The sequence below is a fragment of the Streptomyces sp. NPDC033216 genome, assembly GCF_055577115.1.
Window position 1 is genome coordinate 63,634 of sequence record NZ_JBVIQK010000022.1, and the last position, 18,089, is coordinate 81,722.

Annotated in this window: 17 protein-coding genes; 1 reads left to right on the forward strand and 16 read right to left on the reverse strand. The window is 70.8% G+C overall.

Going from position 1 to position 18,089, the window contains the following annotated elements:
* Position 1 precedes the first annotated feature (1 nt).
* Both ACZ5Y0_RS29965 and pyrR read right to left on the reverse strand, forming a co-directional pair.
* Positions 2–982 carry an aspartate carbamoyltransferase catalytic subunit gene (locus ACZ5Y0_RS29965; protein WP_469131813.1) on the reverse strand — a complete coding sequence of 327 codons (981 nt, stop codon included), beginning with the start codon at positions 980–982 and terminating at the stop codon, positions 2–4.
* Positions 983–1,062: 80 nt separating this feature from the next.
* Complete coding sequence (gene pyrR / locus ACZ5Y0_RS29970; protein ID WP_469131814.1) at positions 1,063–1,689, reverse strand: bifunctional pyr operon transcriptional regulator/uracil phosphoribosyltransferase PyrR; 627 nt, start codon at positions 1,687–1,689, stop codon at positions 1,063–1,065.
* Between the two features lie 254 nt (positions 1,690–1,943).
* Here pyrR and bldD point away from each other — a divergent pair, with 254 nt between their 5' ends.
* Positions 1,944–2,444: a transcriptional regulator BldD gene (bldD, locus tag ACZ5Y0_RS29975; protein WP_020128858.1), complete on the forward strand. Its 501-nt coding sequence runs from the start codon at positions 1,944–1,946 to the stop codon at positions 2,442–2,444.
* Positions 2,445–2,627: 183 nt separating this feature from the next.
* On the opposite strand, the gene nusB is transcribed toward bldD, so the two are convergent.
* The 14 genes from nusB to ACZ5Y0_RS30045 all read right to left on the reverse strand — a co-directional run bounded on the left by nusB (position 2,628) and on the right by ACZ5Y0_RS30045 (position 18,072).
* Positions 2,628–3,059: a transcription antitermination factor NusB gene (gene nusB / locus ACZ5Y0_RS29980; RefSeq protein ID WP_469131815.1), complete on the reverse strand. Its 432-nt coding sequence runs from the start codon at positions 3,057–3,059 to the stop codon at positions 2,628–2,630.
* 2 nt (positions 3,060–3,061) lie between these two features.
* Positions 3,062–3,628: an elongation factor P gene (gene efp / locus ACZ5Y0_RS29985; protein WP_020117452.1), complete on the reverse strand. Its 567-nt coding sequence runs from the start codon at positions 3,626–3,628 to the stop codon at positions 3,062–3,064.
* 52 nt (positions 3,629–3,680) lie between these two features.
* Positions 3,681–4,787 carry an aminopeptidase P family protein gene (locus ACZ5Y0_RS29990; protein WP_469131816.1) on the reverse strand — a complete coding sequence of 369 codons (1,107 nt, stop codon included), beginning with the start codon at positions 4,785–4,787 and terminating at the stop codon, positions 3,681–3,683.
* Positions 4,788–4,887: 100 nt separating this feature from the next.
* Positions 4,888–5,811 (reverse strand): Pro-rich N-terminal domain-containing protein, encoded by a 924-nt coding sequence (locus tag ACZ5Y0_RS29995; protein ID WP_469131817.1) that lies wholly within the window; start codon positions 5,809–5,811, stop codon positions 4,888–4,890.
* A gap of 167 nt (positions 5,812–5,978) precedes the next feature.
* A complete protein-coding gene (gene aroB, locus ACZ5Y0_RS30000; protein ID WP_469131818.1) occupies positions 5,979–7,625 on the reverse strand; it encodes a 3-dehydroquinate synthase in 1,647 nt (548 codons plus the stop codon).
* Positions 7,622–8,806 carry a chorismate synthase gene (aroC, locus tag ACZ5Y0_RS30005; protein ID WP_469131819.1) on the reverse strand — a complete coding sequence of 395 codons (1,185 nt, stop codon included), beginning with the start codon at positions 8,804–8,806 and terminating at the stop codon, positions 7,622–7,624. Before aroC ends, aroB begins: the two co-directional genes overlap by 4 nt.
* A 176-nt stretch (positions 8,807–8,982) precedes the next feature.
* Positions 8,983–9,816 carry a shikimate dehydrogenase gene (locus ACZ5Y0_RS30010; RefSeq protein ID WP_467515280.1) on the reverse strand — a complete coding sequence of 278 codons (834 nt, stop codon included), beginning with the start codon at positions 9,814–9,816 and terminating at the stop codon, positions 8,983–8,985.
* A complete protein-coding gene (gene mltG / locus ACZ5Y0_RS30015) occupies positions 9,816–11,531 on the reverse strand; it encodes an endolytic transglycosylase MltG (RefSeq protein WP_469131820.1) in 1,716 nt (571 codons plus the stop codon). Before mltG ends, ACZ5Y0_RS30010 begins: the two co-directional genes overlap by 1 nt.
* Before the next feature lie 121 nt (positions 11,532–11,652).
* Entirely contained in the window at positions 11,653–12,117 is a 465-nt protein-coding gene (ruvX, locus tag ACZ5Y0_RS30020) for a Holliday junction resolvase RuvX (protein ID WP_469131821.1), read from the reverse strand.
* An 8-nt stretch (positions 12,118–12,125) separates the two neighbouring features.
* Positions 12,126–14,798: an alanine--tRNA ligase gene (alaS, locus tag ACZ5Y0_RS30025; RefSeq protein ID WP_469131822.1), complete on the reverse strand. Its 2,673-nt coding sequence runs from the start codon at positions 14,796–14,798 to the stop codon at positions 12,126–12,128.
* The gene (locus ACZ5Y0_RS30030; protein WP_469131823.1) at positions 14,798–15,145 is read right to left on the reverse strand and encodes a hypothetical protein; all 348 of its coding nucleotides are present in this window, start codon (positions 15,143–15,145) and stop codon (positions 14,798–14,800) included. Before ACZ5Y0_RS30030 ends, alaS begins: the two co-directional genes overlap by 1 nt.
* Positions 15,146–15,154: 9 nt before the next feature.
* Positions 15,155–15,589 (reverse strand): DUF948 domain-containing protein, encoded by a 435-nt coding sequence (locus ACZ5Y0_RS30035; protein WP_469131824.1) that lies wholly within the window; start codon positions 15,587–15,589, stop codon positions 15,155–15,157.
* A 209-nt stretch (positions 15,590–15,798) separates the two neighbouring features.
* Positions 15,799–16,413, reverse strand: coding sequence for a 30S ribosomal protein S4 (gene rpsD, locus ACZ5Y0_RS30040; RefSeq protein WP_073497279.1), 615 nt, complete (start codon positions 16,411–16,413; stop codon positions 15,799–15,801).
* Between the two features lie 303 nt (positions 16,414–16,716).
* The gene (locus tag ACZ5Y0_RS30045; protein ID WP_469131825.1) at positions 16,717–18,072 is read right to left on the reverse strand and encodes a replication-associated recombination protein A; all 1,356 of its coding nucleotides are present in this window, start codon (positions 18,070–18,072) and stop codon (positions 16,717–16,719) included.
* Between the last annotated feature and the right edge of the window lie 17 nt (positions 18,073–18,089).

The window sequence follows — 18,089 nt, forward strand, 5'->3', positions numbered from 1 at the left end:
GTTACTTCTCCTCGGTGGTACGGGCGTGGGCGACGGCGGGTTCGTTCCCGCCCAGGAGCAGGTACAGGACGGCCATCCGGATCGACACCCCGTTGGCGACCTGTTCGACGACGGTGCAGCGGTCGGAGTCGGCGACCTCGGCGGTGATCTCCATCCCCCGGACCATCGGGCCGGGGTGCATCACGATGGCGTGCCCGGGCATCCGCGCCATCCGGTCGCCGTCGAGGCCGTAGCGCCGCGAGTACTCGCGCTCGGTCGGGAAGAACGCGGCGTTCATCCGCTCGCGCTGGACGCGCAGCATCATCACCGCGTCGGACTTGGGCAGCGTGCTGTCGAGGTCGTACGACACCTCGCAGGGCCAGGTCTCGACGCCCACCGGCACCAGGGTGGGCGGGGCGACGAGGGTGACCTCGGCTCCGAGGGTGTGCAGCAGGTCGACGTTGGAGCGGGCGACCCGGCTGTGCAGTACGTCGCCCACGATCGTGATGCGCTTGCCGGACAGGTCCTGACCGAGTCCGGCGTCCCGGCCGACGAGCCTGCGGCGCATGGTGAAGGCGTCCAGCAGCGCCTGGGTGGGGTGCTGGTGGGTGCCGTCGCCGGCGTTGATGACGGCCGCGTCGATCCAGCCGGAGGTGGCGAGGCGGTACGGGGCTCCGGAGGCACCGTGCCGGATGACGACGGCGTCGACGCCCATCGCCTCGAGGGTCTGGGCCGTGTCCTTCAGCGACTCGCCCTTGGAGACGCTGGAGCCTTTGGCGGAGAAGTTGATGACGTCCGCGGACAGGCGCTTCTCGGCGGCCTCGAAGGAGATCCGGGTCCGGGTGGAGTCCTCGAAGAACAGGTTGACGATCGTGCGGCCGCGCAGGGTCGGCAGCTTCTTGATGGGCCGGTCCGCCACCCTGGCCATCTCCTCGGCGGTGTCGAGAACATGGACGGCGTCGTCGCGGGTGAGGTCGGCGGCCGAGATGAGATGACGCTGCATCTGTCAGGCTCCGTAAGGCATGGGGAGTTTTCGGGCAGGCGGGTGCGTGGAGGCACGCACTCGGGGCGTACGGCCGAGTGCTAGTGCTGTGCGCCCGGGTCGGTCTGCTTGACACCGAGCAGCACGGTGTCGCGACCGTCCTCCTCGGACAGCTGGACCTTGACCGTCTCCCGCAGCGACGTGGGGAGGTTCTTGCCGACGTAGTCGGCGCGGATGGGCAGTTCGCGGTGGCCGCGGTCGACGAGGACCGCGAGCTGCACCGCGCGGGGGCGCCCGATGTCGTTCAGGGCGTCGAGGGCGGCGCGGATGGTGCGGCCGGAGAAGAGCACGTCGTCGACGAGGACGACGAGCTTGCCGTCGATCCCGTCACCGGGGATCTCGGTGCGGGCGAGCGCGCGCGGCGGGTGCATGCGCAGGTCGTCGCGGTACATGGTGATGTCGAGGGAGCCGACCGGGATTCCGCGGTCGGTGATCTGCTCGAGCTTGGCGGCGAGCCGGCGGCCGAGGAAGACGCCCCGGGTCGGAATGCCGAGGAGCACTACGTCGTCGGCGCCCTTGGCGCGCTCGACGATCTCGTGGGCGATGCGGGTCAGCACCCGCGCGATGTCGGGGGCCTCGAGGACGGGCCGCGCGTCGGACGGCGGTTCCTGCCGCGCGTCCTGCGGGTCCTGGCCGGTCTGCTTGTCCTGCTTGTCCTGCTTGTCCATATGAAACGGACCTCCTTCTCCGCCTCACGGGACGGACCTTAAAGGACGTCGGATTTGCGCCATCCACGGTAGCAGGCCGGGGGGACGCTCCCGTTCACCCCTTTGGCTCAATCGGTTACGGATACCACGGAAGAGTCGGTGTGGACCATTCGGCTTGACGCAGAAGAATCACGCTGCGTAACCTCACAGTGAGTTACCAGCCGCGCGGCATGGAAACCCAACCCAGTCGCGTCGACCCAGTGCCGGGGAGCTATATGTCCAGCGAATACGCCAAACAGCTCGGGGCCAAGCTCCGGGCGATCCGCACCCAGCAGGGCCTTTCCCTCCACGGTGTCGAGGAGAAGTCCCAGGGACGCTGGAAGGCGGTCGTGGTCGGTTCGTACGAGCGCGGCGACCGCGCCGTGACCGTCCAGCGCCTTGCGGAGCTGGCCGATTTCTACGGTGTTCCCGTGCAGGAGCTGCTCCCGGGCACCACTCCCGGCGGTGCCGCCGAGCCGCCGCCGAAGCTGGTCCTGGACCTGGAGCGGCTGGCCCATGTGCCGGTCGAGAAGGCCGGCCCCCTCCAGCGGTACGCGGCCACGATCCAGTCCCAGCGCGGCGACTACAACGGCAAGGTGCTCTCGATCCGGCAGGACGACCTGCGCACGCTCGCCGTCATCTACGACCAGTCGCCCTCGGTCCTGACCGAGCAGCTGATCAGCTGGGGCGTGCTGGACGCGGACGCGCGTCGCGCGGTCTCCCACGAGGAGGGCTGAGCGCCGCGGCGAGTCAGCAGAAACGTGCCGCCGGGGCGGCCGGACCGAGAGGTTCCGGCCGCCCCGGCGGCTTTCTGCGGGCCTGTGGAATCCGCCGGGGCACCGGAGAACGCCGGGAGCCCGCAGACGCCGAGGGGCCCGCGGACGCGCTGTCCACGGGCCCCTCGGTGCGGGCGGTACGGCTCACGCCTCCCGGCGCAGCGAGGGCTTGAGCTCCTTGAGCCGACCGAGCAGGCCGTTCACGAACGAGGGCGACTCGTCCGTGGAGAACTCCTTCGCCAGCTGCACCATCTCGTCGAGGACGACGGCGTCCGGGGTCTCGTCCATCCAGATCAGCTCGTACGCGCCGAGCCGCAGGATGTTGCGGTCGACGACCGGCATCCGGTCGAGCGTCCAGCCGACCGAGTACTGCGAGATCAGCTCGTCGATACGCCGCTGGTGCTCGGCGTAGCCCTCGACCAGCTGCATCGTGTACTCGCTCACCGGAGGCTGCCGGGTGTCGGCCCGGGAGAGCCGGATCCAGTCCGCGAGGACCGTCAGGACATCGACGCCGCGCTGGTCGCCCTCGAAGAGGATCTGGAAGGCGCGCTTACGGGCCGTGTTGCGGGCAGCCACGGTTAGCTGTTCACCCGGCCGAGGTAGTCGCTCGTACGGGTGTCCACCTTGATCTTCTCACCGGTGGTGATGAAGAGCGGAACCTGGATCTGGTGGCCGGTCTCCAGCGTCGCGGGCTTGGTGCCGCCGGTGGAGCGGTCACCCTGGAGGCCCGGCTCGGTCTCCTGGACCACCAGCTCGACGGCGGCCGGCAGCTCGACGAAGAGCACCTCGCCCTCGTGCTGCGCGACGGTGGCCGTGAAGCCCTCGATCAGGAAGTTGGCGGCGTCGCCGACGGCCTTGCGGTCGACCATGAGCTGGTCGTAGGTCTCCATGTCCATGAAGACGAAGTACTCGCCGTCCATGTAGGAGAACTGCATGTCGCGCTTGTCGACAGTGGCCGTCTCGACCTTGACGCCGGCGTTGAAGGTCTTGTCGACCACCTTGCCGGACAGCACGTTCTTGAGCTTGGTGCGCACGAAGGCCGGGCCCTTGCCGGGCTTGACGTGCTGGAACTCGACGACGGACCAGAGCTGGCCGCCTTCGAGCTTGAGCACCAGGCCGTTCTTGAGGTCGTTCGTGGAAGCCACGGTTGCGGAATCTCCTGGACTGACGTGGACGACCCCGGGGGCACGCACCTGCCTATAGTGCGAGCAGCTCCTTGGTCGTGATGGTGAGTAGCTCGGGTCCGCCGTCCGCCTCGGGGCGTACGACGAGCGTGTCATCGATCCGGACACCGCCCCTGCCCGGGAGGTGAACCCCTGGTTCGACGGTGACCGGCACGCAAGCGTCCAGTTTACCCATGGCCGCGGGGCCCAGCTGCGGGTCCTCCTCGATTTCCAGTCCCACACCGTGCCCGGTGAGTGCCGGAAGGCCCTCGGCGTACCCCGCGGAGTCCAGCACCTGGCGTGCGGCACGGTCCACGTCGCGGTACGCGGCACCGGGCATCAGACTCTCGCGTCCGGCTCGCTGAGCGGCGAAGACGAGGTCGTACAGCTCGATCTGCCAGTCCGCGGGAGAGGTGCCGATGACGAACGTACGGCCGATCTCGCAGCGGTAGCCCCGGTAGGTCGCCCCGAGGCAGACCGAGAGGAAATCGCCTTCCTCCACCCGTCGGTCGGTGGGCCGGTGCCCGCGTCGCCCCGAGTGCGGGCCGGTGCCCACGGAGGTGGCGAAGGCGGGGCCGTCGGCTCCGTGGTCGACGAGGCGGCGCTCCAGCTCCAGGGCGAGGTGACGTTCGGTCCGGCCGACGAGGATGGACTCCAGCAGCTCGCCCAGGGCCTGGTCGGCGATCTCGGCGCCGATGCGCAGGCAGGAGATCTCCTCCTCGTCCTTGACGACCCGCAGCTGCTCCACGGCGCCGCCCAGGTCGGCGAGGCGCAGCCGGGGCGCGACCGACCGCAGCGCGCGGTGCCGGGCGACCGTGAGGTGGTGCTCCTCGACGGCGAGGGAGTCGGCGCCGCGGTCCGTGAGGATGTCCGCGGCGGCCACCGCGGGATCGCCTCCGGAGCGGGAGAGCACCTGGACCCTCAGCGCATCGTCGGGTCTGCCCTCATGGGGCCGGTCGTCGGGCGGGTCCGTGCACACGAGGAGGTCCTCGTCGGCGCCCAGCAGCAGGACGGCGCCCTGTGGCGCCGCGCCCGCGAGGTATCTCACATTGGCGGGACGGCAGATCAGCGCGCTCGCGCTGCCGCCGGCACTGAACCGTTCCCTCAGCCGCTTGCGGCGGGCCGCGTACACCTCTGACATGTGTCGAGCGTAGGAGCAATGACCGGTTCGTGCCGGTTGGGCTGAGCCGAGCGGGGTGGCTGGGCGGCCCGAGCCGCCCCTGGCCGCCGCCACCCCCTGATCACCAGTTCGGAGGGCTGGCTATCGCCCGGGCCAGTATGTCGTCCAGGATCCGCGCCGTCGCCGGGACGTCCAGCTGGGAGTTGTCGATGATCGGCAGGCCTGAGCCGTACCAGCCGGCCATGCGGCCGTGGATGCGCGCGACCTCCTCGTCGGTGAGGCGGCGGTTGCCGGAGCGTTCCGCGTTGCGTTCCAGGACGACTTCCAGGCCGGGAAGCAGGACGACCGGGAGCAGGCCGGGCCCCACGTGCCGCTTCCAGCCACCGAGCCCGACGGCCGGGCGGTCGGGGAAGATCGCGTCGTCGAGGATGCACGAGATGCCGTTGGCCAGGAAGTTGCGCGCGGCGAAGCCGCAGGTGCGGCGGGCCAGACGGTACTGCGCCTCGGAGTGCTCGTTCCAGCCGGACTGGGGGTCGGCGAAACCGGAGCGGACCCATTCGCGGACGTCGTCCAGACTGATGTGGGCGGTGGGCACCCGGCGGTGGTCGGCCCAGAACTTGGCGACGCTCGTCTTCCCTGCGCCGGCCGGTCCGATGAGCAGCACCGCGAGCGTCGTGGCCGTCGGGTCGGGGGCCGCCGGTGCGGGAGGAGCGCTCGGCATGCCGACGGGGCCGCCGGGGGGCAACGGCACGTGCCCGGTGGCCTCACCGCCCGCGGGGGCGTGCCGCGGGGGTGGAGCGTGCTGCGGAGCCGGGGGCTGCGGGCCGGGCGGAACAGGGGGCTGCGGGCCGGGTGGCGGCGCGGGCTGGAGCGGGCCCGAGGGCGGCGGGGCGCTGAAGCCCGGGGGCGGCGGGGGCAGGGGCCGCCGGGGGGCGCCGCCGGGCTGGTGCGGGCCCGGGTGTTGTGCGGCCGGCGACCAGCCGACGGCCGGTCCGTGCCCCGGCTGATGGGGCTGCGGCAGCGGAGAACCCACTGCGTGCTGCATCCGGTGCCACTCCGTCTCGTACAGGCGATTGACGCTGGCAGCGAGGGTGCGGGCCCTCGCTTCCCACCGAACGGTACCGCCCCCTGCCGTCCTTTGGTGAACGGCGGGGGGGCGGGGGGAAGTGCCCGGTGCGGAAAGCGAATCGGACGGATGGGGACCCTGCGGACTTACTCGCCCACCTCGCCGTACGCGGCGAGCAGCACCGCCGGGTCGGGGCCTTCCAGGACGGTGGGCTTGGCCAGCCCGTCGAGGACGATGAAGCGCAGGAGGTCCCCGCGGGACTTCTTGTCGACCTTCATGTTCTCCAGCAGCTTGGGCCACTGGTCGTACCGGTAGTGCAGCGGCAGCCCCACCGACTCCAGCACGGTGCGGTGGCGGTCGGCCGTGGCGTCGTCCAGCCGGCCGGCCAGGCGGCCCAGCTCGGCGGCGAAGTGCATGCCGACCGAGACGGCGGCGCCGTGCCGCCACTTGTAGCGCTCGTTCTTCTCGATGGCGTGGGCGAGCGTGTGACCGTAGTTGAGGATCTCCCGCAGGCCCGACTCCTTGAGGTCGGAGGAGACGACGTCCGCCTTGACCCTGATGGAGCGCTCGATCAGCTCGGCCGTGTGCGGGCCCGCCGGGGTGCGGGCGGCCTCGGGGTCGGCCTCGATGAGGTCGAGGATCACCGGGTCGGCGATGAAGCCGGCCTTGATGACCTCGGCGAGCCCGGAGACGTAGTCGTTGACCGGGAGGGAGTCCAGCGCGGCCAGGTCGCAGAGCACGCCGGCCGGGGGGTGGAAGGCACCGACCAGGTTCTTGCCCTCGGCGGTGTTGATGCCGGTCTTGCCGCCGACGGCCGCGTCCACCATGGCGAGGACGGTGGTCGGGATGGCGATCCAGCGCACCCCGCGCAGCCAGGTCGCGGCCACGAACCCGGCGAGGTCGGTGGTCGAGCCGCCGCCGACGCCCACCACGACGTCGGTGCGGGTGAACCCGGACTGGCCGAGCGCCTTCCAGCAGTAGGCCGCGACCTCGGCGGTCTTGGCCTCCTCGGCGTTGGGCACCTGGATGGCGACCGCCTCGAAGCCCTGCTCGGCGAGGTCGGCGCGGAGCGCCTCCCCGGTCTCGGCGAGCGCCTCGGGGTGGATCACCGCGACCCGCTTCACCCGGTCGCCGATCAGCCCGCCCAGCTCACCGAGGAGCTGACGGCCGACCAGCACCTCGTACGGCTCGGAGCCTGCGCTGCCTCCGACCCGGATTCTCGTCACCTGGCTCGCCACAATGTCCTCCGGCCGGGGTACCGGGGGCCGGCCCCCGGGCGATGGGGTCATCACGTCCAACACGTCCAGGGCCGCTCGTGTGACCTCTTCGGGCGTACGGCCGTCCGTCGGTACGACCGCCGTGGCGACCGCCTCGTAGAGGTGGCGGCGGGCCTCCATCAGCTCGCGCCACTGCTTGCGCGGGTTGACGGCGAGCAGCGGACGGGCCGCGTTGAGACCGGTGCGTTTCACGGCCTCTTCGACGTCCATCGACAGGTAGACGACGCGCCGCCCGGCCAGCGCCTCGCGCGTCTCCTCGTCGAGGATCGAGCCGCCGCCGAGCGCCAGGACGCCGTCGTGCTCGGCGAGCGCGCGCAGCACGGCCGCCTTCTCGGCTGCGCGGAAGGCGGGCTCGCCCTCCTCGACGAAGATGTCGGCGATGGTGCGGCCCTGCCCGGCGACGATGTCGTCGTCGGTGTCCCGGTAGGCGACCCCGAGGCGCTCGGCCAGCTGCTGCCCGACGGTCGACTTGCCGACGCCCATCGGTCCGACGAGGACGACCAGCGGCCCGCTCATCGGACGGGGAGGTTGTCGAGGTACGAGCGCACGTTGCGGCGGGTCTCGGCGACACTGTCGCCGCCGAACTTCTCCGCGACGGCGTCCGCGAGGACGAGCGCGACCATCGCCTCGGCGACGATGCCGGCGGCCGGGACCGCGCAGACGTCGGAGCGCTGGTGGTGGGCCTGCGTCGCCTCGCCGGTGGCCACGTCCACGGTCCGCAGGGCGCGCGGCACGGTGGCGATCGGCTTCATGGCCGCGCGGACGCGCAGCAGTTCGCCGGTGGACAGTCCGCCCTCGGTGCCGCCGGCGCGCCCGGAGGTCCGCCGGATCCCCTCGGGTGTGCTGACGATCTCGTCGTGCGCCTGGGAACCGGGCACCCGCGCGAGGTCGAAACCGTCACCGACCTCGACGCCCTTGATCGCCTGGATGCCCATGAGGGCACCGGCCAGCCGGGCGTCCAGCTTGCGGTCCCAGTGCACGTGCGAGCCCAGACCCACCGGCACGTCGTAGGCGAGCACCTCGACGACTCCGCCGAGGGTGTCGCCGTCCTTGTGGGCCTGGTCGATCTCCGCGACCATCGCCTTCGACGCGTCCGCGTCCAGGCAGCGCACCGGGTCGGCGTCCAGCTTCTCGACGTCGGCGGGGGTCGGGTACACGCCGTACGGCGCCTTGGCGGCGGCGATCTCCACGACGTGCGACACGATCTCGATGCCCGCCGTCTCCTTCAGGTACGACCGGGCGACGGCGCCGAGGGCGACGCGGGCGGCCGTCTCGCGCGCGGAGGCGCGTTCCAGGATGGGGCGGGCCTCGTCGAAGCCGTACTTCTGCATTCCGGCCAGGTCGGCGTGGCCGGGGCGGGGACGGGTCAGAGGCGCGTTGCGGGCGAGCCCGGCGAGCACTTCGGGGTCGATCGGGTCGGCCGCCATCACCTGGTCCCACTTCGGCCACTCGGTGTTGCCCACCATGACCGCGACCGGGGAACCGAGGGTGAGTCCGTGGCGGACACCGCCGAGGAAGGTCACCTCGTCCCGCTCGAACTTCATCCGCGCACCACGCCCGTAGCCGAGCCGGCGCCTCGCCAGGTGATCCGCCACCATGTCCGTGGTGATCGGCACGCCGGCCGGAAGGCCCTCCAGCGTCGCCACGAGTGCGGGACCGTGGGACTCCCCCGCGGTCAGCCAGCGCAACCTGCTCAACGGTGCTCCTCAGTCTCGCGCCTGGTACTGCCCTGCGTACGCGCGTCCTCGCGTACGGCAACGGCGCGACCGGGTGCGCGACCCTGGTCCGCCACCCCCGATCCTCCCACGTCCGAGGCCCGGAACCGGCCGCAGGTCCATCTGGCGGACGGTCGGTGGCCTCGGACCGCGGGATCTCACCGGCGGCGGGAGGCGATCGCGTGTTCGCCGGCTCTGCGTATCGCGTCCACGGGGGCGGGGGCCCGTCCGGTCATCTGCTCCACCTGGAGCACCGCCTGGTGCACCAGCAGATCGAGACCGCCCACGACGGCTCCGCCGAACATCGACCAGCGGGCGGCCAGTTCGGTCGGCCAGGGGTCGTACAGCACGTCGAAGAGGGTGGTGGGCCGCTCCGGTACGGCGGCGGCGAACGCGTCGGTGGTGCCCGCGGGCGTGGTGGCGATCACCAGCGGGGCGCGGAGCGCCTCGGCCGCGTCGGACCAGTCGGCCGTACGGACGTCGACGTCGAGGCGCTCGCCCCACTGCCGCATCTCGGCGGCGCGGGCCTCGCTGCGCACGTAGACCACGACCTTGCCGGCGCAGACCCGGGACATCGCGGCCAGCGCGGAGGAGGCGGTGGCGCCGGCGCCGAGGATCGCGGCCGAGTCGACCTGCTCGACGCCGTGCTCGCGCAGGGCGGCGATCATGCCGGGGACGTCGGTGTTGTCGCCGACGCGACGGCCGTCCTCGGTGAGCACCAGGGTGTTGACCGCCTCGACGGAGGCCGCCGTCTCGCTGATCTCGTCCAGCAGGGGGATGACCGCGCGCTTGAGCGGCATGGTGAGCGACAGGCCCGCCCACTCGGGCCCGAGTCCCTCCACGAAGGAGGGCAGCGCCGCCTCGGTCACGTCGAAGCGGTCGTACGTCCACTCCGTGAGGTCCAGGGCCTGGTACGCGGCCCGGTGCAGCACCGGGGAGAGCGAGTGGGCGACGGGCGAGCCCAGCACGGCCGCCCTGCGATGAGCCGTCATCAGTCCTGGTTCCTCGACGCGTTGAACTCCTTGACCAGTTCCTCGTGCTCCGAGAGCGTCTTGGTGAACTTGCTGGTCTTGCCGTCCAGGGAGATGAAGTAGTACCAACCGTCGCTCGTCGGGTCGAGCGCGCCCTTGAGCGCCTCTTCGCCGGGGTTGTCGATGGGGCCGGGCGGCAGGCCCTTGTAGTAGTACGTGTTGTAGGGGTTGTCGTACTTACGCAGCTCACTGACGGACAGGTCGATCTTGCTCTGGTTCTTCACGTAGTTGTACGTGGAGTCGAACTCGATCATGCCGTTGGTCTGCGCGTTGCCCGGCTTGAGCCGGTTGTAGACGACCTCGGCCATCTTGCGGAAGTCGTCGTGGCTGGTTCCCTCGGCCTGCACCAGGCTCGCCACGGTCAGCAGCTCCCAGGGTCCGTCGAGACCGAGGCTCTCGGCCTTCTTCTCCAGGCCGAGCGCCGCGTACTTCTCGTTGGCCCGGGAGACCATGTCCTTCAGTACGGCCTCGGGCTTCTGGCCCTTGGAGGCGGGGTAGCTGGACGGGTAGAGGAAGCCTTCCAGCGGGTCCTTCAGGTTCGGACGGCCGAGCGCCCAGTCCGGCAGACCGAGACTCTTGTAGTCCTTCTTCGCGACGTCCGCCGTGGTGCCCGCCGGCACTCCGAGGCGTTTGTCGATCAGTGCGTAGACCGCCGTGTTGCGCGATCCCTCGGCGATGATCAGGTTGCTGCGGCTCTTCGGACTGAGCATCAGTTCGACCGCGCTCGCGGCCGACATCCGCTTCTGAAGGATGTAGACGCCGTCCTGGATCGTCTTGCCGTCGGGGTTCGACTGCTGCGCGGAGACGAACGCGTCGACGCTCTCGACGACGCCCGCCTCCTTGAGTTTCTGACCGATCACATAGCCGCCGGCGCCCTTGGGGATGACGACCGTGACCTGCTCACCGTTGCCGTCGCCCGCGTAGTCGGGCGCCGGGCCGAAACGCTCCTGGTAGAACTGGTAGCCGAAATAGGTGACGCCGCCGAGGCCGCCGCCGAACACGAGCAGGACGACCAGGCACGCGAAGCCGTTGCGGCTCTTCCTGCCCTTGGGACTCTTGGCCCCGTTGCCGGCGCGTCCGCGGCGGTCCGCGCGGCTCTCCGGCTCGTCGTCGTCCCCGTCGTGCGCCCCGCCGCCCGCGGTGGACCCGTGCTCGCCCCGATCGGGACCGGGATCCCGGTCCGGCCGCTCCGTCTCCGGTTCCGGTTCGGCGCGCCGGCGCGCGGGAGGCTCCGGCGGCGGATAGGCGTCCGGAGTGCCGTAGAAGTCGGGCTGCTCGGCACCGTAGGCCGCGGCCTGCTGTCCGTACGGGTCACCGGGGTCGGCGGCGTACGGGACGTGCGCGTGGGTGCCGGTGCCGTCCCAGCCGCCCTCCTGGTAGGCCTGCTGGTTCTGGTGGACGTACTGCTGCTGGCCCTCACCGGCGTACTGCTGCTGGTCGTAGGGCTGCTGGTACTGCTGCTGGTACTGCTGCTGCTCGTACGGCTGGGGCTGGCCGTTGTTCCATTCGCCGTACTGCTCCTGCTGCGGCTGCTGGGGGTGCTGGTGCTGCGGCCGGCCGCCGTAGGCAGGCTGATGGCCGGCGTGGCCCTGCTGCCCTTCCCATCCGCCGTCCCCGTACAACGGGTCCTCGGGATGCCACGGTTCGGAGCCTGGGCCCCGGCCATACTCAGTCATCTATCCCCTAGAGCCGCGAGGCGGCGGTCGCGCGGCTGCGGGTCCGGCTACCGTTCCGCCTCTTTCTGTGCGGTCGCTGTTCGAAGACCACCGCATCGCGCGGAACGTTACCGCACCGCGATCAGATGACCACTTCGACGCCCTCGCCCGGGGCCGAGCCTGACACCCGTTCGGATTCCAGCGCCTGCTGAAGGATGATCACAGCGGCGGCCTGGTCGATGACGGAACGTCCCTTCTTGGACTTCACGCCCGAGGCTCGCAGTCCCTGACTGGCCGTCACGGTCGTCATCCGCTCGTCGACCAGCCGGACCGGGACCGGTGCGATGCCCTTGGCCAGCTCCTGGGCGAAGGCACGCACCTTGACCGCGGCCGGGCCCTCGCCCCCCTTGAGGGAGCGAGGGAGACCGACGACGACCTCGATCGGCTCGTACTCCTCGACGAGTTGCCCGAGCCGACGGTGAGCCGCCGGGACGTCACGGCCGGGGACCGTCTCCACCGGGGTGGCGAGGATCCCGTCGGGGTCGCACGAGGCGACCCCGATCCGGGCGTCCCCGACGTCGACGGCGAGACGGCGTCCCTTCCTCATGGCACGGCTCACTTGGCCGTGTCCGCCACGAGCCGCTCGACGGCGTCGACGGCCTCGCCGACGGCGGCCGGGTTCTGGCCGCCGCCCTGCGCGACGTCCGGCTTGCCGCCACCGCCGCCACCGAGGGTCTTGGCGGCCGTACGGACCAGGTCGCCGGCCTTGAGACCGCGCTCGCGGGCGGCGTCGTTGGTGGCGATGACCGTGAGCGGCTTGCCGTTGTTGACCGTGAAGAGGGCGACCACCGCGGCCCGTCCACCCTGGATGCGGCCGCGCACGTCGAGGACCAGCTTGCGCAGGTCGTCCGGCGTGGTGCCGTCCGGGACCCGACCGGTGACGACGGCGATCCCGCGGATGTCCTTGGCGGACTCCACAAGACCGGCGGCGGCCTGGAGGACCTTCTCGGCCCGGAACTTCTCGATCTCCTTCTCGGCGTCCTTCAGCTTGCCGAGCATGGCGGAGACCTTCTCCGGGAGCTCCTCCGGGCGGCCCTTGATCAGCTCCTGGAGCTGGGCGACGACCGTGTGCTCACGGGCCAGGAAGTTGTAGGCGTCGACACCCACGAGGGCCTCGATACGGCGCACACCCGAGCCGATCGACGACTCGCCGAGCAGCTTCACCAGGCCGAGCTGGGCGGTGTTGTGCACGTGTGTACCGCCGCACAGCTCCTTGGAGAAGTCGCCGATGGTCACCACCCGGACCCGCTCGCCGTACTTCTCGCCGAACTCGGCGATGGCGCCCTGCTTCTTGGCCTCGTCGAGGCTCAGGATCTCGGCGTGCACGTCCAGGTCGCGGGCGAGCACCTCGTTGATCTTCTGCTCGACGTCGGTCATCACGGCCGTCGGGACGGCGGACGGGGAACCGAAGTCGAAGCGGAAGCGGCCGGGCTGGTTCTCGGAACCGGCCTGGGCGGCCGTCGGACCGAGGGCGTCCCGCAGGGCCTGGTGGGTGAGGTGCGTGGCCGAGTGGGCGCGGGCGATGGCCGTACGGCGGCGGCCGTCGATCGAGGCGTGGGCCTTGGCCCCGACAGTCACCTCGCCGAACTGGACGACGCCCTTGTGGACGTACACGCCCGGGACAGGCTTCTGGGTGTCGCGGACCTCGACGACGGCTCCGGTGTCGACCCTGATGCGGCCGGTGTCGCCGATCTGGCCGCCGCCCTCGGCGTAGAAGGGGGTGCGGTCCAGGACGATCTCGACCTCGTCGCCCTCGGTGGCGGCCGGGGAGGAGACGCCGTCGACGAGGATGCCGACGATCGTGGTCTCGCCCTCGGTGTCGGTGTAGCCGATGAAGTCGGTCTCGCCGGCCTTGTCGGCGATCTCGCGGTAGGCGCCGACGCCGGCGTGGCCGGTCTTCTTGGCCTGGGCGTCGGCCTTGGCGCGCTCCCGCTGCTCCTTCATCAGGCGGCGGAAGCCGTCCTCGTCCACGGACAGCCCCTGCTCGGCGGCCATCTCCAAGGTGAGGTCGATCGGGAAGCCCCAGGTGTCGTGGAGCAGGAAGGCCTTGTCGCCGGCGAGGACCTGGCCGCCGGCGGCCTTGGTCTCGGAGACGGCGGTGTCGAGGATGTTGGTCCCGGCCTTGAGCGTCTTGAGGAAGGCGTTCTCCTCGGCGAGGGCGACCTTCTCGATGCGCTCGCGGTCGGTGACCAGCTCGGGGTACTGCTGGCCCATCATGGCGATGACGGTGTCGATGAGGTCCTTCACGACCGGGCCGGTGGCGCCGAGCAGACGCATGTTGCGGATGGCGCGGCGCATGATGCGGCGCAGGACGTAGCCGCGGCCCTCGTTGCCGGGGGTCACGCCGTCGCCGATGAGCATCACCGAGGTGCGCATGTGGTCGGTGACCACGCGCAGGGAGACGTCCGAGTCGTGGGCCTCGCCGTACTCGACACCGGTCAGCTCGGTGGCCTTCCTGATGACGGCCATGGAGGTGTCGATCTCGTACATGTTCTGCACGCCCTGCAGAATCATGGCGAGGCGCTCCATGCCGAGGCCCGTGTCGATGTTCCTGCTCGGCAGGTCGCCCAGGATCTCGAAGTTGTCCTTGCCGATGCCCTCGCCGCGCTCGTACTGCATGAAGACGAGGTTCCAGATCTCCACGTACCGCTCGTCGTTGACGGCCGGGCCGCCCTCGACACCGAACTCGGGTCCGCGGTCGTAGTTGATCTCGGAGCAGGGGCCGCAGGGGCCGGGCACGCCCATCGACCAGTAGTTGTCCTTCATGCCGAGGCGCTGGATGCGCTCCTTCGGCACCCCGACGACCTCGTGCCAGATGCGCTCGGCCTCGTCGTCGTCCTTGTAGACGGTGATCCAGAGCTTTTCCGGCTCCAGGCCGTAACCACCCTTGTCCTGGGGCGTGGTGAGCAGCTCCCAGGCGTAGGAGATGGCACCTTCCTTGAAGTAGTCGCCGAAGGAGAAGTTGCCGCACATCTGGAAGAACGTGCCGTGGCGGGTGGTCTTGCCGACCTCTTCGATGTCGGGCGTGCGCACGCACTTCTGCACGCTGGTGGCGCGCTGGAAGGGCGGCTTCACCTCGCCGAGGAAGTAGGGCTTGAAGGGCACCATGCCGGCGGGGACGAGGAGCAGAGTCGGGTCGTCCGCGATGAGCGACGCCGAAGGGACGACGGTGTGCCCGCGCTCCTCGAAGAAGCTCAGCCAGCGGCGGCGGATCTCGGCCGACTCCATCAGTGGTCCTCATTCCGGTTGTACGAGTTCGTCGTGTCGTCGACGTACTTCGGCTTGCTGCGGTTGTTCTCGATGGCGGTGTACCGCCGGGCCGCGGGAAGTTCGGGGTCCGCGTGGAGCCCCAGCGCGTCCCCGAGTTCGGCCTCCCGCTGGGCCATGTTGTCGCGGACGTCGAGCGCGAAGCCGACCGCGCGGTCCTTGAGCCGCGCCCCCGTCTCGAGGGCCTTGTTGGCCGCGGTCGCGGCGAGGCTCTCGGGGGTCAGCTGCTTGAGCTTGCGGTTTACCTTGGTGGTGGCCCACACACCGGCGGCTACACCGGTGGAGAACCAGAACGTACGGCGGAACATCGCTAGGTCTCAGTCCTTCTTCCGCTTGCCCCACCGCGGGGCCGGGACGGTCCGGCCCACGATCACGGTACGTCGGGGCGCCTTGGCGGGCCCGTCTTCCTTGCGGCCGCCCAGGGCCCGGCGTACGCCGTAGCCGAAGGCGGCGACCTTCACCAGGGGCCCGCCGAAGGTGGAGGCGACCGTGGTGGAGAGAGCCGAGGCGTTCGAGGTGACCTCCTGGACGTCCGAGGCGATCGCGTCGACACGGTCGATCTGGGTCTGCGCCGAGCGGACCGCCGCGGAGGCGTCGGCCAGCAGCGGTACGGCCTGATCGGTCACGTCCGCGACCAGCTTGGTGGTGGCCCTGAGCGTCTGGGCCAGCCTCGCCAGCGCGACGGCGAGGAAGGAGACCAGGATCGCCCAGAACACGGCCACCAGGATGCCGGCCACCTCACCACCGGACACTGCGCACCCGCTCCCTGAAACGTGCCTCTACATCGGAAAAGCTGTGCACCGAGCCTATCGCGCCGCCGCTACCGGTCCGAACCGGATTTACGGGCGGCGCGGCCCGCCGCCGCGTCGCTCCCGGACACGCGCGAACCCGCCGCCCCTCCCGCCCAGGAGGGCGGGGGGACGGCGGGTTCGGACACAGAAGTACTTCGGCCGCCGGAGGATCAGCGGGCGTAGTACTCGACGACCAGCTGCTCGTCGCAGATGACCGGGATCTCCTTGCGGTTCGGCTCGCGGTCCAGGCGGAACGCCAGGGCGCGGAGGTTCACCTGGAGGTAGCGCGGGGTCTCGCCGTCGGGGGCGAAGCCACCCTCACGGGCGACAGCGAAGAGGGTCTTCTCGCGGCTGCGCTCGCGGACCATCACCACGTCGTCGGGACGGACGCGGAACGAGGGCTTGTCGACCTTCTGGCCGTTGACCTCGATGTGGCCGTGGACGACCATCTGGCGGGCCTGGTAGATCGTGCGGGCGATGCCCGAACGCAGGACCAGCGCGTCGAGGCGGCGCTCCAGCTCGATGATCAGGGCCTCACCGGTCTTGCCCTGGACCTTGGAGGCACGCTCGTAGGCGCGGACGAGCTGGCGCTCGGACACGTCGTACTGCGCGCGCAGACGCTGCTTCTCGAGCAGACGGACCTTGTAGTCCGAGTTCTGCTTGCGGCCGCGGCCGTGCTCACCCGGCGGGTAGGGGCGGGCCTCGAAGTACTTGACGGCCTTCGGGGTCAGCGCGATGCCGAGGGCACGCGACTTCTTGACCTTGGGACGGGGCTGGTTGGCCACGGTCTCTCACTTTCGAAAATCTTCGGCTTGTCAGAGTCAAGGGAGGTCGCATCCGCAGCCGGGGAAACCCGTCGGGTCCACCTGGGACCTGGCCGGGCAGCCGCTCCCCTGGTCTGGGCACATACGTGCAGCACGCGAGTGGCCCACCGACCTGTACCGGAACTCCGGCTGGTGGTGGGCTGCCCGCGACACCTTCGACGGTGCGCGACGCTCCTGGAGCCGGTCCGCGAGGACCGGGACTCCGGCTGACTGTCCCGTTCTGACAGCGCGGGACGCAGCACTTCGGACGAGTTTACAGGGTGCTCAGTCCCGCTTGCGACCGAGGTGCTTCCTGGTCCACTCCACGGCGTCCGAGTACCGCGCCTCCGCGCCGTGCCGGGTCGGCTCGTAGTACTCGCGGTCCTTGATGGCGTCCGGGGCGTACTGCTGGGCGGCGATCCCCTCGGGCAGGTCGTGCGGATACACGTACCCCTGCGCGTGCCCCAGTTTGGCGGCTCCCTTGTAGTGCCCGTCCCGCAGATGCGCCGGCACCGGCCCGGCCAGCCCCTTGCGTACGTCGTCCAGGGCGGCGCCTATGGCGGTCGTCGCGGAGTTCGACTTGGGGGCGAGGGCCAGGGCGATGGTGGCGTGGCTGAGCGTGAGGGCGGCCTCGGGAAAGCCGATCATGGCGACGGCCTGGGCGGCGGCGACCGCGATCGGCAGGGCGTGGGGATCGGCCAGGCCGATGTCCTCGCTGGCGGAGATCATCAGGCGGCGGGCGATGAACCGCGGGTCCTCGCCGGCCTCGATCATGCGGGCCAGGTAGTGCAGGGCCGCGTCGACGTCGGAGCCGCGGATCGACTTGATCAGGGCGCTGGCCACGTCGTAGTGCTGGTCGCCGTCGCGGTCGTACTTCACGGCGGCCCGGTCGACCGTCTCCTCCAGGGTGGCGAGTGCGATCTCCGTCCCGCCCTTGTCCAGGGCGGCCCCGGCGGCGGCCTCGAGGGCGGTGAGGGCGCGGCGGGCGTCGCCGCCGGCGATGCGCAGGAGGTGTGTCTCGGTGTCCTCGGGGAGGGTGACGGCGCCCTTGAGGCCGCGTTCGTCGGTGACCGCGCGCCGCAGCAGGTCGCGCAGGTCGTCGTCGGTGAGGGGTTCGAGGGTGAGCAGGAGGGAGCGGGAGAGCAGGGGCGAGATGACGGAGAAGAACGGGTTCTCCGTGGTGGCCGCGATCAGGGTGACCCAGCGGTTCTCGACGGCGGGCAGGAGGGAGTCCTGCTGGGCCTTGCTGAAACGGTGGATCTCGTCGAGGAAGAGGACGGTCTCCTTGCCGAACCCCCCGGTGGCGCGGCGGGCGCCGTCGATGACGGCGCGGACCTCCTTGACGCCGGCGGTGATCGCGGACAGTTCGACGAAGCGGGCGTCGGTGGCCTTGGAGACGACGTAGGCCAGGGTGGTCTTGCCTGTGCCGGGCGGGCCCCACAGGATCACCGAGGAGGGACCTGCCGGGCCCTTGGCACTCTCGCCGACCAGGCGGCGCAGCGGGGAGCCCGGCTTCAGCAGGTGCTTCTGGCCCACGACCTCGTCGAGGGTGCGCGGGCGCATCCGGACCGCCAGGGGACTTCCGGCGGGGTCCTTCTCCTGGCGTTCTTCGGCTGCGGCGGTGAACAGATCGGGCTCCACGCTGAAACCCTAGTTCA

What these genes read in the sequence shown, in the direction of transcription:
- ACZ5Y0_RS29965 (WP_469131813.1), bottom strand. Translation starts at nt 982, where the DNA reads ATGCAGCGTCATCTCATCTCGGCCGCCGACCTCACCCGCGACGACGCC.
- alaS (WP_469131822.1), bottom strand. Translation starts at nt 14,798, where the DNA reads ATGGAGTCGGCCGAGATCCGCCGCCGCTGGCTGAGCTTCTTCGAGGAG.
- ruvX (WP_469131821.1), bottom strand. Translation starts at nt 12,117, where the DNA reads ATGAGGAAGGGACGCCGTCTCGCCGTCGACGTCGGGGACGCCCGGATC.
- aroB (WP_469131818.1), bottom strand. Translation starts at nt 7,625, where the DNA reads ATGAGCGGGCCGCTGGTCGTCCTCGTCGGACCGATGGGCGTCGGCAAG.
- ACZ5Y0_RS30010 (WP_467515280.1), bottom strand. Translation starts at nt 9,816, where the DNA reads ATGACGGCTCATCGCAGGGCGGCCGTGCTGGGCTCGCCCGTCGCCCAC.
- mltG (WP_469131820.1), bottom strand. Translation starts at nt 11,531, where the DNA reads ATGACTGAGTATGGCCGGGGCCCAGGCTCCGAACCGTGGCATCCCGAG.
- pyrR (WP_469131814.1), bottom strand. Translation starts at nt 1,689, where the DNA reads ATGGACAAGCAGGACAAGCAGGACAAGCAGACCGGCCAGGACCCGCAG.
- ACZ5Y0_RS29995 (WP_469131817.1), bottom strand. Translation starts at nt 5,811, where the DNA reads ATGCAGCACGCAGTGGGTTCTCCGCTGCCGCAGCCCCATCAGCCGGGG.
- ACZ5Y0_RS29990 (WP_469131816.1), bottom strand. Translation starts at nt 4,787, where the DNA reads ATGTCAGAGGTGTACGCGGCCCGCCGCAAGCGGCTGAGGGAACGGTTC.
- ACZ5Y0_RS30030 (WP_469131823.1), bottom strand. Translation starts at nt 15,145, where the DNA reads ATGTTCCGCCGTACGTTCTGGTTCTCCACCGGTGTAGCCGCCGGTGTG.
- bldD (WP_020128858.1), top strand. Translation starts at nt 1,944, where the DNA reads ATGTCCAGCGAATACGCCAAACAGCTCGGGGCCAAGCTCCGGGCGATC.